The organism is Streptomyces sp. NPDC058052 (genome assembly GCF_042885515.1).
GTDB lineage: Bacteria > Actinomycetota > Actinomycetes > Streptomycetales > Streptomycetaceae > Streptomyces.
The window spans coordinates 58,953-73,331 of record NZ_JBHVRX010000004.1 but is presented as its reverse complement, the minus strand read 5'-3'; the positions used below and the strand labels follow the sequence as shown (position 1 = coordinate 73,331).

The following is a 14,379-nucleotide window of genomic DNA, read 5'->3' as shown; positions in this document are numbered from 1 at the left end:
GTGGCCGAGCAGCACACCCCCCGTTCCCTGATCGTCTCGCTCTACGGCGCCTACGGCCGCCCGTCGGAGGAGACGCCGATGCCGGTGGCCGCGCTGATCCGGCTGCTCGCGGCGGTCGGCGTGGACGCGCCCTCGGTGCGTTCCTCGGTGTCCCGCCTGAAGCGGCGCGGACTGCTGCTCGCCCGCCGGACCCCCGACGGCTCGGCCGGCTACGCGCTCTCCGACGACGCCCGGCGGCTCCTGGAGGACGGCGACCGGCGGATCTACGCCCGGACCGAACCGTCCCTGTCCGACGGCTGGGTCCTCGCCGTCTTCTCGGTGCCGGAGCAGGAGCGGCACAAGCGGCACCTGCTGCGCTCCCGGCTCGGCCGGCTCGGCTTCGGGACGGCGGCACCGGGCGTGTGGATCGCGCCGGCCCGGCTGTACGAGGAGACCCGCAACGCCCTGGAGCGGCTCGGGCTCTCCGCGTACGTGGACTTCTTCCGCGGCGACCACCTGGGGTACGCGGCGACGGCGGAGGCGGTGGCCCGCTGGTGGGACCTGCCGGCGATCGCGCGGCTGCACGAGGAGTTCCTGGCCGGTCACGAGCCGGTCCTCGCGGCCTGGCGGGAGACGCCGGGCACGGTGGAGGACGCCTACCGGGACTACCTGCTCACCCTGGACGCCTGGCGCCGGCTGCCGTACGCGGACCCGGTGCTGCCGGCCGGGCTGCTGCCCGCGGACTGGCCGGGACGGCGGTCGGCGGAGGTCTTCGCGGAGCTGCACGCGCTGCTGTGGGAGCGGGGCGCCGAGTACGTCCGGGCGGTGGAGAAGGACCTGTAGGACGGCTCGTCCAAGGTCCCGGCCCGCCGGGGACCTGGGTCCCCCGGGGTCGGGAGGGGTGCCTCTGTGGACGGGAATCGCCCCCTTATAGGGTGGAAACCAGGACGTCTCGGGTCGTCCCCCGTTCCCCTGTCGCCCGTCCGCCATCCCCGGCCAAGGGAGCCCGTCCCCCCATGCCCGACGTCACCGGCCCCGCACCCGCCGCGCCAGGACCCTGGCGACGCGTCCGGCTGCCCCGTACCACCGCCGCCGTCCCGCTCGCCCGCGCCCTCGTCCGTACCGCCCTCGGCGAGATCGAGCCCGCCGCGGCGGGCGGGCCGGACCGCGACACGGCGGAGCTGCTCACGGCCGAGCTGGTGGCCAACGCCGTCGAGCACACCTCGGGCGACGGGCCCATCGAGCTGGTCGTGGAGCTGCTGGCCGCGCCGGACGGCTGTCAGATCGAGGTCCACGATCCCGACCCCGCCCACCCGGGTCAGCTGGTCTGCCCGGATCCGGAGGCCGAGGTGGATCCCTGGCAGGAGCACGGCCGCGGGCTGCTGCTGATCAGGGCGCTGAGCAGCGACTGCGGCCACCGTCCGACCGCGCGCGGCAAGGCGGTCTGGTTCACGCTCCCCCGGGTGCCCGCCCAGCGGAGCCGTCGGCGGCCGTGAGCGCGAGGCGGGAGCGGCGGCGCCCGTAGCCGGCGTACAGCGCGGCGCCGGCGACGAGGAAGCAGGCGAAGACGATCCAGGTGCGCCAGCCGGTGCCCCAGATGAGGTAGAGGCAGAAGCCGATGCCGAGGACGGGGCTGAGCGGGTAGAGGGGCACCTTGAAGGAGCGGGTGAGACCGGGGTCGCGGCGGCGCAGCACCATCACCGCGAGGTTGACCACGGCCATGATCGCGAGGGTGCCGATGGTGGTGAGATCGACGACCACGTCGAGCGGGGCGAAGGCGGCAGGGACGGCGAAGACGGCGGCGACGATCCAGGTGTTGGCGACCGGGGTGGAGGTCTTCGGGGAGACCCGTTCGAGGATCCGGGGCATGAGGCCGTCGCGGGACATCGCCATCAGGATGCGGGTCTGGCCGTACATCACGGCGAGGACGACGGAGGCGATGGCGACGACCGCGCCGAAGGCGATGATGCCGCCGCCGACGGACGAGCCGGTGACCTGGTCGACGACGAGGGAGAGCGCGGCCGGCTTGTCGGCGACCTCGTCGGCGCCGAGCGCGCCGATCGCGGCGAGGGCGACCGCGCAGTAGAGCACGGTGACGATGCCGATGCAGATGAGGATGGCGAGCGGGATGTTCCGGCGCGGGTTCTTCACCTCCTCGCCGGCGGTGGTGATGGCGTCGAAGCCGATGTAGGAGAAGAAGGCGACCGAGGCGCCGGCCGTGATGCCGCTCATGCCCTCGGTGGCGAACGGCGAGAGGTGGCCGGCCTGGAAGGCCGAGAAGCCGATCGCGCAGAAGGCGATCAGGATGCCGATCTTGAGGATCGACATGGCGGCGGTGGCGCGGGCGCTCTCCCGGACCCCGCGGACCAGGAGGGTGGCGGCCATCAGGATGACGATCACCGCGGGCAGGTTGATCACGCCGCCCTCGGCGGGTCCCGCGGCGAGCGCGTCGGGGAGCCGGAGGCCGGTGACGCTGTGCAGGAGCTCGTCGAGGTACTGGCTCCAGCCGACGGCGACCGCGGAGACCGAGACGCCGTACTCCAGGAGCAGGCACCAGCCGACGAGGAAGGCGGCCCGCTCGCCGAGGCTCGCGTAGGCGAAGGAGTAGGAGGAGCCGGAGACCGGGATCGCCCCGCCGAGTTCCGCGAAGGAGAAGGCGGTGAAGACGCAGGTGACGGCGGCGAGGACGAAGGAGACGACGACCGCGGGGCCCGCCTCGGCGACGCTGTCGGCGAGTCCGACGAAGATGCCGGTGCCGACGATCGCCCCGACGCCGAAGCAGACGAGCTGGAAGAGGCCCATCGTGCGCTTGAGGCCGTGGCCCTCGAGGTCGGCGCCGGATTCGGCGATCAGCTGCTGGGGGGACTTGATCCGCGACGGCATGCGGGGGTTCTCATCTCTGGTCTTGCCTGTCCGGTCGTGCATGCGTCAGGGGGGTCCGGGTATAAGGCCCGGACCCCCCTGAACGATGCGATAGTAGACCCCACCCCGCATATTCACCCAATCGGGCGTAAAGCTATGCCGAAGCGGGCCCGGCCAGGGTCGCGACGAGGACCGCCTTGATGGTGTGCAGCCGGTTCTCGGCCTCGTCGAAGACGACGGAGTGCGCCGACTCGAAGACCTCGTCGGAGACCTCCAGCTCGGTCAGCCCGTGCCGGTCGTGGACCTCGCGGGCGACCTTCGTGCCCAGGTCGTGGTAGGCGGGCAGGCAGTGCAGGAACTTGACGTCCGGGTTCCCGGTGGCGCGCAGGACGTCCATGGTGACGGAGTACGGGGCGAGGGCGGCGATCCGCTCGTCCCACACCTCCTTGGGCTCGCCCATCGAGACCCAGACGTCGGTGACGACGAAGTCGGCGCCCCGGACGCCGTCCTCGACGGACTCGGTGAGGGTGAGGGTGGCGCCGCTCCTGTCGGCCAGTTCGCGGGCGGCGGCGACGACCTCGTCGGCCGGCCAGTACGCCTCGGGGGCGACGATCCGCACGTCCATGCCGAGCAGGGCGCCGGTGACGAGGTAGGAGTTGCCCATGTTGAAGCGGGCGTCGCCGAGGTAGGCGAAGGAGATGCCCTCCAGCGGCTTGTCGCTGTGCTCGGTCATGGTGAGCACGTCGGCGAGCATCTGGGTGGGGTGCCAGTCGTCGGTCAGCCCGTTGAAGACGGGGACGCCGGCGAAGGCGGCCAGCTCGTCCACGGTGGCCTGGCTGTCGCCCCGGTACTCGATGCCGTCGAACATCCGGCCGAGGACGCGGGCGGTGTCCTTCACCGACTCCTTGTGCCCCATCTGCGAGCCGGAGGGGTCGAGGTACGTGGTGGAGGCGCCCTGGTCGGCGGCGGCGACCTCGAAGGCGCAGCGGGTGCGGGTGGAGGTCTTCTCGAAGATCAGGGCGATGTTCCGGCCGCGCAGCCGCTGCACCTCGGCGCCCGCCTTCTTGGCGGCCTTCAGCTCGGCGGCGAGGTCGATCAGGCCGCGGAACTCCTCGGCGGTGAAGTCCAGCTCCTTGAGGAAGTGGCGGCCGGAGAGGTCAAGGGCCATGAGGGGCGCTCCTGGGGTACGGGCGGGGGCGGATCCTGCGGATTGCTGGAAGTCTATACATACGAAGGCATTCTTATACACCCCCGGGTGGCAGCCCGCCCCCCGCTCACACCGCGTCCCGCACCACCGGACAGCTCATGCAGCGCGGGCCGCCCCGCCCCCGCCCCAGCTCGCTCCCCGGGATCTCGATCACCTCGATGCCCCGCTTCCGCAGATGCGTGTTGGTCGTCACGTTCCGCTCGTACGCCACCACCACCCCCGGCTCCACCGCCAGCACGTTGCAGCCGTCGTCCCACTGCTCCCGCTCCGCCGCGTGCACATCCTGCGTCGCCGTCAGCACCCGCACGTCCTGGAGCCCCAGCGCCGCCGCGATCGCACTGTGCATCTGCTCCGGCGGATGGTCCGTCACCCGCAGCGCCTGCCCCTCGTCACCCGGCTCGATCGTGTACGAGCGCAGCATCCCCAGCCCCGCGTACTGGGTGAACGTGTCCCCGTCCACCATCGTCATCACCGTGTCCAGATGCATGAACGCCCGCCGCTTCGGCATGTCCAGCGCCACGATCGTCCGCGCCGAACCCGCCGCGAACAGCCCCCGCGCCAGCATCTCCACCGCCTGCGGCGTCGTCCGCTCGCTCATCCCGATGAGCACCGCGCCGTTGCCGATGACGAGCACGTCCCCGCCCTCGATCGTCGACGGATAGTCCGCCTGCCCCTCCGACCAGTGGTGGAACGGCCCCGCCTCCGGCCCCGCGAAGAGCGGATGGTGCTTGTAGATCGCCTCGAAGTGCACGGTCTCGCGCTGCCGCGCCGGCCAGCGCATCGCGTTGATCGACACCCCGTCATAGATCCACGCCGAGGTGTCCCGCGTGAAGAGGTGGTTCGGCAGCGGACCGAGCACGAAGTCGTCGAGATCGAGCGCGTGGAACCGCACCGACGTCGGCTCCCGGTGCGCCGCCAGGAACTCCCGCTTCGTCATCCCGCCGACCAGCGCCTCCACCAGCGCCCCGGAGTCCAGCGAGTCGAACGCCTCCCGCAGGTGGTCGGCGGCGAGCGGCCCGTACTCCTTCTCGTCGAAGACCCGGTCCAGGACCAGCGCCCGCGCCGCGGGCACGTCCAGCGCCTCCCGCAGCAGATCACCGAAGAGATGCACCTCGACACCCCGGTCCCGCAGCACGTCCGCGAAGCCGTCGTGCTCCTGACGGGCCCGCCGCACCCACAGCACGTCGTCGAAGAGCAGGGCGTCCTTGTTGGACGGGGTCAGCCGCTTGAGCTCCAGATCGGGGCGGTGGAGGATCACGCGGCGGAGCCGGCCGGTCTCGGAGTCGACATGGAATCCCATGCGCCCATCCTGACGGAGCGGACCGCCGCGCGCGTGACACGCGCACGACCGAATTCCGCGCCGGGAGAAGAAGGAAGGGACGGTACGGCGACCGCCCCCTCCCCTCCCTCTCTACAGCCTCGGGTCCACCGGCTCCGACTCCAGCGCCAGCACCGCGAACACCGCCTCGTGCACCCGCCACAGCGGCTCCCCGGCCGCGAGCCGCTCCAGCGCCTCCAGGCCGAGCGCGTACTCGCGCAGGGCGAGCGACCGCTTGTGGCCGAGGAACCGCTGCCGCAGCCGCGCCAGGTTCTCCGGACGGGTGTACTCGGGGCCGTACACGATCCGCAGGTACTCCCGGCCCCGCACCTTGACCCCCGGCTGCACCGGACGGCCCGAGCCGTCCACGACCAGCGCGGCGAGCGGCTTCACGACCATGCCCTCACCCCCCGCGCCGGTCAGCTCCAGCCACCACTCGGTGCCCGCGCGGACGGACGCCTCGTCGCCGGTGTCCACGACGATCCGCCGCGTCACCTGGAGCAGACCCGTCGGATCGTGCTCCACGAGCCGGTCCAGCCACCCCAGCTGGATGTCGTGCGGCACCTCGGCGAGCGACCGCCCCCGCCCCGCGAGCAGCTGGAACGGCGCGAACCGCACCCCGTCCAGACCCTCCGTCGGCCAGCAGTACCGCCGGTACGCCTCGGTGAACGCGCCCGCGTCCGCCGCCCGCTCCCGCTGCGCCGCCAGCAGACCGCCGAGGCCCTCGACCCCGCGCGCGACCGCCTGCTCCAGCGCCCGCACGGCATCCGGGAGCACGGCCCCGGAGGCCGCGCCGACCGCCGCGTACTGGTGACGCAGCAGCCCGCCCGACTTCAGCGACCACGGCATCAGCTCGCCGTCGAGCAGCAGCCAGTCCGTGTCCAGCTCGTCCCACAGCCCCGCCGCGCCGATCGCCGTCCGCAGCCGGGCGAGGACCTGCTCGGTGGCCGCCTCGTCGTCGAAGAACGGCCGGCCGGTACGGGTGTGCAGCGCGCCCGTCGGCCCGTCCACCCCGAACCGCTCCCGGGCCGCGTCCGCGTCCCGGCAGACCAGCGCCACCGCCCGCGAACCCATGTGCTTCTCCTCGCACACGACCCGCTCGACCCCGTCCGCCCGGTACTGGGCGAACGCCTCCGCCGGATGCTCCAGATAGCCCTCCGCACCCGAGGTCGGCGTCGGCGCCATCGTCGGCGGCAGGTACGCGAGCAGCCGCGGGTCGACCGCGAACCGGCTCATCACCTCCAGCGCCGCCGCCGCGTTCTCCTCCCGCACCGTCACCCGGCCCAGGTGCCGGGTCTCCACCGTCCGCCGCCCGTGCACGTCGGCCAGATCGAGCGGCCGGCCCTCGTGCCCACCCGGCGCCTCCGACGCCAGCGGCCGGGCCGGCTCGTACCAGACCTTCTCCGCGGGCACGTCGACCAGCTCGCGCTCCGGCCACCGCAGCGCCGTCATCCGCCCGCCGAACACGGCACCCGTGTCCAGGCAGAGGGTGTTGTTCACCCAGGACGTCGTCGGCACCGGCGTGTGCCCGTACACGACCGCCGCCCGGCCGCGGTAGTCCTCCGCCCACGGGTAGCGCACCGGCAGCCCGAACTCGTCGGTCTCACCGGTCGTGTCCCCGTACAGCGCGTGCGAGCGGACCCGCCCCGACGTACGGCCGTGGTACTTCTCCGGCAGACCCGCGTGGCACACCACCAGGTTCCCGTCGTCCAGGACGTAGTGGCTCACCAGACCGTCGATGAACCGGGCGACCTCGTCGCGGAACCCGGCCGGCTCCCGCTCCAGCTGCTCGACGGTCTCGGCGAGACCGTGCGTCACCTGGACCTTCCGGCCCTTGAGCCAGCGCCCCAGCTTGTTCTCGTGGTTGCCCGGCACGCACAGCGCCGTCCCCGCCGCCACCATGCCCATCACCCGGCGCAGCACGCCCGGCGAGTCCGGACCCCGGTCGACCAGGTCGCCGACGAAGACCGCCGTACGCCCCTCCGGGTGCACGCCGTCCACATAACCGAGCCGGCCGAGCAGCGTCTCCAGCTCGCTCCGGCAGCCGTGGACGTCACCGATGATGTCGAACGGGCCGCGCAGGTGCCGCAGATCGTTGAAGCGGCGCTCCAGCCGCACCTCCGCCGCCTCCACCTCCTCGACCGACCGCAGCACGTGGACCTTGCGGAAGCCCTCCCGCTCCAGCCCCTTGAGCCCGCGGTGCAGCTCGCGCCGGTGACGGGGGATCACATGGGCGGGCATGCCGGCCCGGTCCGCCCGCAGCGCGTTCCGCTCCCGGCAGACCGACTCCGGCAGGTCGAGCACGATCGCGATCGGCAGCACGTCGTGCGCCCGCGCCAGCTCCACCAGCTGCCGGCGCGCCTCGCGCTGCACGTTGGTGGCGTCGACGACGGTCAGCCGGCCGGCCGCGAGCCGCTTGCCGACGATGTAGTGCAGCACGTCGAAGGCGTCCCGGGACGCCGACTGGTCGTTCTCGTCGTCCGCGACGAGCCCCCGGCAGAAGTCCGAGGACACCACCTCGGTCGGCCTGAAGTGCCGCCGCGCGAACGACGACTTGCCCGAACCGGTCGCGCCCACGAGCACGACGAGGGACAGGTCGGTGACGGGCAGCACCCGGCGCTCCACGGTGTCCGCCGCGGCGGTGGTGGTCGTGTCGGCACTCATGCCCGATCCTCCTTCTTCGTCTCGTCGTCCTCCGCGCCGGCGCGGGTGAACACGGCCATCTGCGTGGGCGGGCCGACCTCGGGATCGTCCGGCCCGACCGGCTCGAACCCCACGCCGTACCCGTACCGTCCTGCCACGGCGGCGGCCCACTCCCGGAACTCCGCCCGGGTCCACTCGAAGCGGTGGTCGGTGTGCCGGACGTGCCCGGCGGGCAGCGACTCCCAGCGCACGTTGTACTCGACGTTCGGCGTCGTCACCACGACCGTACGGGGCCGGGCCGCACCGAACACCGCGTACTCCAGGGCCGGCAGCCGCGGCAGGTCGAGGTGCTCGATCACCTCGCTCAGCACGGCCGCGTCGTACCCGGCCAGCCGCTTGTCCGTGTACGCGAGCGAGCCCTGCACCAGCGCGACCCGGGCGGCCTGCCGCTCGCCCATCCGGTCCAGCCGCAGCCGGCGCGCCGCCACGGTCAGCGCCCGCACCGACACGTCCACGCCCACGATCTCCGTGAACCGGACGTCCTTCAGCAGCGCCTGCACCAACTGGCCCTGCCCGCAGCCCAGATCGAGGACACGCGCGGCACCGGCCGCCCGCAGGGCCGCCAGGATCGCGGCACGCCGCCGCTCGGCGAGCGGCACCGGCCGCTCCTCCGTGTCGCTCGCCTCGTCCACGGCGTTGTCGACGTCCTCGACGTCCAGCCCCTCGGCCTCGGCCAGCCGGACCAGCTCCAGCCGCTCCGACGCCTCACGGGCGAGGCTCCGCCGGCGCGACAGATAGCGGGTGGTGATCAGCTCGCGCCGGGGGTGCGACGCCAGCCAGCCCTCACCGGCCCGCAGCAGCTTGTCCACCTCGTCCGGCGCCACCCAGTAGTGCTTGGCGTCGTCGAGGACGGGCAGCAGCACATAGAGCTGGTTCAGCGCGTCCGCGAGCCGCAGCCCGTCGCCCTCCAGCACCAGCCGCACGTACCGGGAGTCGCCCCACTCGGGGAACTCCGCGTCCAGCGCCACCGGTTCGGCGTCCACCGTCGTCCAGCCCAGCGGCCCGAACAGCTCCCGGACCAGCTCGACACCGCCCCGCGCGGGCAGCACCGGCACCTCGACCCGCAGCGGCAACGGCTCCGCCGCCCGCTCGGGCAGCGCACGGCACACACCGTGCAGCGCCGTCTTGAAGACCTGCGCGAGCGCCACCGCCAGCAACGACGAAGCGGCATAGGGACGGTCGTTCACGTACTGCGCGAGGGCCGCGTCCGGGGCACCGCCCCGGCCCTTCCCCTTGCCGCGGCGCACCAGCGCCACGGGATCCACCTCCAGAAGCAGCGCCGCGGTGCAACGCTCCGCGGTGGCCTCGGGGTAGAGCACGTGCGCGGTGCCGTGGGACGTACTAGCTGAGAAGGCCCGCGCTGGATGCTTATGGAGCAGAAAGCCCAGGTCAGTGGCGGGGTTCTGCTCGTTGCCGGTAGTCGAGATTGTCAGGAACACACGGCGAGTATGGGCAGGTGCGGGCTCACGGCGGTACTGGTTTACCCGCGACAGCAGAAGACCCCCACCGTGTTGGCAGGGGCCCTGTGGGGCGCTGCGGCTACTCGGCGTCGTGCGTCTTGAGCGCCTGAGAGATGGCACCGACAGAGGGGTTACGGGTCTCACCGCCGGCCGTTTTGTACGTCAGGTGCGGCTGGATCTGCCGGATGGTGAACCCCTTGTCCCGCAGGGCTACGGCCTGAGCCGTGAGCACGTCAGACATGACAGGACGACGACCACCGACACGCCCACGTGCCTTGGCTGCGTCCAGTCCGTTCTTCGTCTTCTTAGAGATGTCGCGCCGTCGGTCCTCTGCGAGAGCCAGGGCAAGATCCAGGATCAGGCTGCGCTCCGTGTGCTCCCCGGCAGCGATGCCGTCGAGAACCTTGACCGCGTAGCCCTGCTCGAACAGGTCGGTGAGCATGATCAGCCCCTCAAGGAGGTTCCGGCCGAGCCGGTCAACTTCCTGGACGGTGAGCATGTCACCGGGGCGCATGTACTCCAGGGTAGTTCACGGGTGTTGGCATTCAGATGCAGTTACTCCTGTCTGCCTCTCGCGAACACCACCAACTACAAATGCCGACACCTCCGAGTTTCGAGGTATCGACATATCAGCGTTGGAGTTACTTGTCTTGCGTGGGGTAGGTGTCCAGGAACCTCCCATCCTTGACGACCAGGTTCCCTGCCTTGTACAGCCGCAGGATGCGGCACCTCCTGTTGTCCTGGTTGACCCCCTCTTCAATCGATAGAATCTCTACGGGCTTACCCTTCGGCCCCTTGACGTAGTCGCCGGCCTTGAGCTTGTCGGCGCGCTTGCTTACCGTTCTGATGTTTCCTCCTGGTGTGTTGGGCTCGTTCTTCGAGCTACTTCTAGAGTCCCATCCACCACTGACAAACGAGACGGACCGATTCCGCTTACGCGAATACCCCCACACCCGACAAGGGCATGGGGGTATCGGTATGCCTGGAAGATCAGAGAGTCTTACGCCACTCCGCATCCGGAGACGTCAGACGATTTACGACGATGCGCGCCAGGAGACGAATAGCGGTCTCGTCTTCCTTCACCTGGTGGACGTGCTCACGGTGCGCGTAGACATCCCTTCCCGGACCGCTGCTCCCCGGCTCATGCCACAGGAACACCGCGTCAGCTTCCTCCGTGATCACACCCTCGCAGCCACGGCAGTAGAAGAGCGTCTGGCTCATGCCTGCCCGCCCAGGTTCGCAGAGTCGGGACCACCCAGGTTCACATAGTGGTCGGTGAGCGCCATGACGGACCGTGCGAGCCTCTGAGCGTGCCTGAGAGCCCACGGGGAAGCAGCGGGCACGTATGGGGTCCTGAGGTGCCGCCAGGCTTCCTCGATGCCCACCAGGGCGCAGACACGGGGCATGTCTCCCTTGGGGTGCCTGCCAGCCGCTGCGGTGACCTCAGGGAGGAGCAGGAGCAGCATCCCCCGGAGCGCCTGAATCAGGCTCTCCACGGCGTCCATGGGGAGATCGTCCGCCCCTTCCCCGAGCGCTTTGAGGGCCGTCTGACGCATCGTCTGGAGGTCGAGCGGGATCGTCTGCTCCGGGACCTGTTCCGCTGCGCCGTGCGCGGTAGCGTTCACGTGTCGACTCCTTGCAGTCGGCCAAGCTCCGGGGCCGTTCGCGCGGTCGCCGGAGCGCTTGACCTCTCATGCAATCGAGTTGGCGTGATCGCTTACAGGGACACAACGTCCTAGTTCTGGTCGCTTAGCTGACGACCCCCAGGAACTCAGCCAACGACCGCAGCCCCGGAGGATGGTTGGGAAGCGACCACAGGTCACGGACGATCGCCACGGCCAACGTGTGGTGCTGCATCCACGTCGGTGCCACCTTCCGCAGGGACTCAAGTGTCTTGACCGCCCCGGCAGCGTCTCCGGTGTCCGTGTGGGCACGGGCCACGTCCAGGAGCAGCCACGTACGCCAGGACGGCGGAGTGTCCTTCCTGAGCCTCATTCCCTTGGCCAGAGCCAACGCGTCGTGAGGGTGGCCGTACTGGACCGCGAGACGTACACGCTCGATACGTACTGACGATGGACTGAACACGCTCACCATGCGGCTGTCGCCGCCCTCAGGGAGCTTGGAGACTCGTGCGGCTTCCTTCTCCGCTCGTTCCATGAGGTCCGCAGCGCGGTCATAGTCACCGCTCCTCGCCGCCGACGTAGCAGCGCTCATCGTCAGTCCGCCCCAGACCTTGAGCCCGTCTGCCGTCTCGGTGAGACCCGCGCTCTTCATGTCGTCCGCAGCCCTCAGGGCGATGGACAGAGCGTCTTCCAGGCGTCCCTGTCGCTGGTACGTCCACGCAGTGGAGTTCACGAGCATGGGGAGCAGCAGAGGGTTCGCGGACTGGGCGGCAGCGTCTATCGCCCGTTCCAGGCTGATCAGTGCCAGGTCTGTCTTCCCCATGCGCACGGCTACGTGTCCAGCCAGTTGCAGAGCCTTGCCCAGAGCCGCGAACCCTTCCTCCTGCTCCTCCTTGTCGGCTGAGGCCGAGACAGAGCGAGCGTCCGCGATCAGGGCAGGCAGAGCGTCCATCACGGAGTCGAACTCAGCAGCGTGATAGCGCGTCCACCCCTCTGCGATCTGCTCACGCAGGGAGTCCAGGGAGAAGTCAGAGGCCGGCGGTTGCGGCTCGGGTCCCCAGAGCGCGGGCATGACCGCCCGGCGCATCGCTACGAACTTAGGACCGTCCGTCTCCCCCTTGGACGAGACCGCAGGAGGGTCCCCCAGGAGCGTCGTCAGCTCCACCCCGAGACCGTTCGCCAGGGCGTGAAGCGTAGGGAGACGTGCGGAGTGCTTGCGCTGCTGCTCTAGCTGTCTGATCACGTCCACGGACACGTTGGAACGCTCTGACAGCTCTTCCTGTGTCAGTCCAGCCAGACGGCGCAGACGGCGCAGGGTCTTCCCCAGGTCTTCGGTCGTCACGCCGACACCGTACGCCGACCACTCCCCCGCCCATCAGGGTTCGGGGCTCCTGCCCTACCCCCTAGGCGCTCAAGGCACCCGCGCGACTAGACCACCCCGAATTGAAATTGAATCATTAGAGGTGGGGGGTCTTTATTCTGAATTGAATTCGCTAAAACAATAAAGCCCCGCATTTCTGCGAGGCTTTACTTTATGCGCTTTCTTTATCTTCTCCGAATAGTCCTGAAAGAACGTCAGGAACCGGGTCCGTGACGAACTCTCGCAGGTCAGGGGCGGTCCAGTGCGCTGGCACGTTCCAGCTCGACACCTGCCATCCCTCTACTGACACAGCGTCCAGCCCTGCTGCTCGGGCAAGCTCTTTCAGGTCACCGAGCGATACGACAGCCCCGTGTGCAACGCCAGGAATGGCGTTCTTCCATGCCCAGACCTTGACGCCTCTGCCTGTCAGGTAGTCCCTGCGTTCGTCGGTCCTCATCCCTCCCCACTTCTGCGCCAGCGTGAGCCCCGTGGGCACGTAGCGGGTGACCGCAGGACGTACAGGCTTGGCCTTGAGATCCTTCTGCTTCCTGGTGAGGTTCCCGTGCATCCGCCAGTAGGACTCTTCCTTCTCGGGGTCGTCGTACTTGCCGTTCTCGTAGTCCCTCTCCAGGCGCAGCAGACGCGCGGTGACCTGTTCCAGCTCTGCCGTGTGGTCCTCCCCCGGCTCGGTCACCTTGACGACCTCTGCAAGCTCACCGAGACGGCTCAGCAGCGCGTCTTCGAAGATCTCGTTCAGCAACACCTCAGGGATGCGCACGGGAGAGCTACAGGGCGTCGCCTTGGAGTGGGACGTGCAGGAGTAGTGCCGGTACGTCTTGACCTCTCCTGACGCCAACGTCTTCTTGAGCCGGTGACAGAAAAGTCGCGCACCGCAGCTACCGCAGCGTGCAGTACCCGTGAGCAGCGATGCTTCGTTGGTGCGCCGGATGTTCGACAGTCCACGGGACGTGACCGCCGCAACCGTGGCTTGCCACTCTGCCTGAGTGAGGATCGGATACTCGGTGGCCATGACCGGGTTGCCTTCGTCGTCCTCGAACGGCTCTCCCTTGTAGGCCAGGAAGCCAGCGCAGGAAGGGTGCTTGAGGATGCGCTGCACTACCTGAGGGCTCCACTTGGTCCCCTGCGCCTCTGTGAGCGCCTTTCCGTCCCTGTGCTTGGTCTTCTGTCCCCGCAGGACCCGCAGGTGGTCACGCCACGTCAGCACACCCTTGGCGTTCAGCTCTCGGGCTAGCTGGTTCGTGGACACGCCTGCCCGTACCCGCTCTGACATCTCCTTGACCAACTTGGAGTAGGTGGGCTCTGGGGTGAGGACGTAGTGCCGGCCGTCCGGGGACTCCTCGTAGAGGTAGCCGCAGGGCGTTGTACCGCCAGCGAACAGGCCGTTCCGGCGCAGGTAGGACCGGGCATCAGAGACACGCTGCCGGATCTTCCGCAGCTCTGCTGCTGCCTGTGTCGCCTTGGCATAGGCGATGAGCCGTCCTGTCTCCGTGGAGATGTCGAACGACGGATCGTCCAGGACAACGAGGAGCTTGCCCCAGTCCAGGACGTTCTTTACGAACGCCATGAAGTGGAGGTCATCACGGCTCAGCCGGTCCTGTGTGGTGACGGCCAGGACGTCCCACTGTTCTCGCCCTTCCTCTGTGAGCCATGGGCCCATGGAGGGGCGATCGGGGAGATCTATCGAGCCGGAGACGGACCGGTCCTCAACTACACCCGCTACGGCGTAGCTGTGCTGCTGCGCCCATGCGTTCAGCTTCTCCAACTGCCGGTCGATGGACGTTGATTCGTCGGTGTCGACGCTGATGCGAGCGGCGAGCAGCGCTCTCTGCGGGTTGGTCATGGGCCAA

Annotated in this window: 12 protein-coding genes; 2 read left to right on the top strand and 10 right to left on the bottom strand. The window is 69.7% G+C overall.

The features are described 5' to 3' along the window. The gene (locus ACFVU3_RS07065) at positions 1 to 822 is read left to right on the top strand and encodes a PaaX family transcriptional regulator C-terminal domain-containing protein (RefSeq protein ID WP_390064403.1); all 822 of its coding nucleotides are present in this window, start codon (positions 1 to 3) and stop codon (positions 820 to 822) included. A 173-nt stretch (positions 823 to 995) separates the two neighbouring features. After that, a complete protein-coding gene (locus ACFVU3_RS07060; RefSeq protein WP_390064401.1) occupies positions 996 to 1,475 on the top strand; it encodes an ATP-binding protein in 480 nt (159 codons plus the stop codon). On the opposite strand, the gene ACFVU3_RS07055 is transcribed toward ACFVU3_RS07060, so the two are convergent. The 10 genes from ACFVU3_RS07055 to ACFVU3_RS07010 all read right to left on the bottom strand — a co-directional run bounded on the left by ACFVU3_RS07055 (position 1,429) and on the right by ACFVU3_RS07010 (position 14,372). Further along, the gene (locus ACFVU3_RS07055; RefSeq protein ID WP_390064400.1) at positions 1,429 to 2,862 is read right to left on the bottom strand and encodes an amino acid permease; all 1,434 of its coding nucleotides are present in this window, start codon (positions 2,860 to 2,862) and stop codon (positions 1,429 to 1,431) included. The two genes, ACFVU3_RS07060 and ACFVU3_RS07055, sit on opposite strands and share 47 nt — an antisense overlap. Before the next feature lie 133 nt (positions 2,863 to 2,995). Then, the gene (gene argF / locus ACFVU3_RS07050; RefSeq protein ID WP_390064398.1) at positions 2,996 to 4,009 is read right to left on the bottom strand and encodes an ornithine carbamoyltransferase; all 1,014 of its coding nucleotides are present in this window, start codon (positions 4,007 to 4,009) and stop codon (positions 2,996 to 2,998) included. A gap of 106 nt (positions 4,010 to 4,115) precedes the next feature. Then, positions 4,116 to 5,348 carry an arginine deiminase gene (locus ACFVU3_RS07045; RefSeq protein WP_390064396.1) on the bottom strand — a complete coding sequence of 411 codons (1,233 nt, stop codon included), beginning with the start codon at positions 5,346 to 5,348 and terminating at the stop codon, positions 4,116 to 4,118. A gap of 111 nt (positions 5,349 to 5,459) precedes the next feature. Then, positions 5,460 to 8,030, bottom strand: coding sequence for a polynucleotide kinase-phosphatase (locus ACFVU3_RS07040; RefSeq protein WP_390064395.1), 2,571 nt, complete (start codon positions 8,028 to 8,030; stop codon positions 5,460 to 5,462). After that, complete coding sequence (locus ACFVU3_RS07035) at positions 8,027 to 9,508, bottom strand: 3' terminal RNA ribose 2'-O-methyltransferase Hen1 (protein WP_390064393.1); 1,482 nt, start codon at positions 9,506 to 9,508, stop codon at positions 8,027 to 8,029. The genes ACFVU3_RS07040 and ACFVU3_RS07035 overlap by 4 nt, the downstream gene beginning before the upstream one ends. Before the next feature lie 100 nt (positions 9,509 to 9,608). Further along, positions 9,609 to 10,043 (bottom strand): recombinase family protein, encoded by a 435-nt coding sequence (locus ACFVU3_RS07030; protein ID WP_390064392.1) that lies wholly within the window; start codon positions 10,041 to 10,043, stop codon positions 9,609 to 9,611. Between the two features lie 476 nt (positions 10,044 to 10,519). After that, positions 10,520 to 10,750 carry a hypothetical protein gene (locus ACFVU3_RS07025; protein ID WP_390064391.1) on the bottom strand — a complete coding sequence of 77 codons (231 nt, stop codon included), beginning with the start codon at positions 10,748 to 10,750 and terminating at the stop codon, positions 10,520 to 10,522. Next, positions 10,747 to 11,154 carry a DUF6415 family natural product biosynthesis protein gene (locus tag ACFVU3_RS07020; RefSeq protein WP_390064390.1) on the bottom strand — a complete coding sequence of 136 codons (408 nt, stop codon included), beginning with the start codon at positions 11,152 to 11,154 and terminating at the stop codon, positions 10,747 to 10,749. The genes ACFVU3_RS07025 and ACFVU3_RS07020 overlap by 4 nt, the downstream gene beginning before the upstream one ends. 124 nt (positions 11,155 to 11,278) lie before the next feature. After that, the gene (locus ACFVU3_RS07015) at positions 11,279 to 12,493 is read right to left on the bottom strand and encodes a helix-turn-helix domain-containing protein (RefSeq protein WP_390064389.1); all 1,215 of its coding nucleotides are present in this window, start codon (positions 12,491 to 12,493) and stop codon (positions 11,279 to 11,281) included. Positions 12,494 to 12,683: 190 nt separating this feature from the next. Next, complete coding sequence (locus tag ACFVU3_RS07010) at positions 12,684 to 14,372, bottom strand: recombinase family protein (protein WP_390064387.1); 1,689 nt, start codon at positions 14,370 to 14,372, stop codon at positions 12,684 to 12,686. Between the last annotated feature and the right edge of the window lie 7 nt (positions 14,373 to 14,379).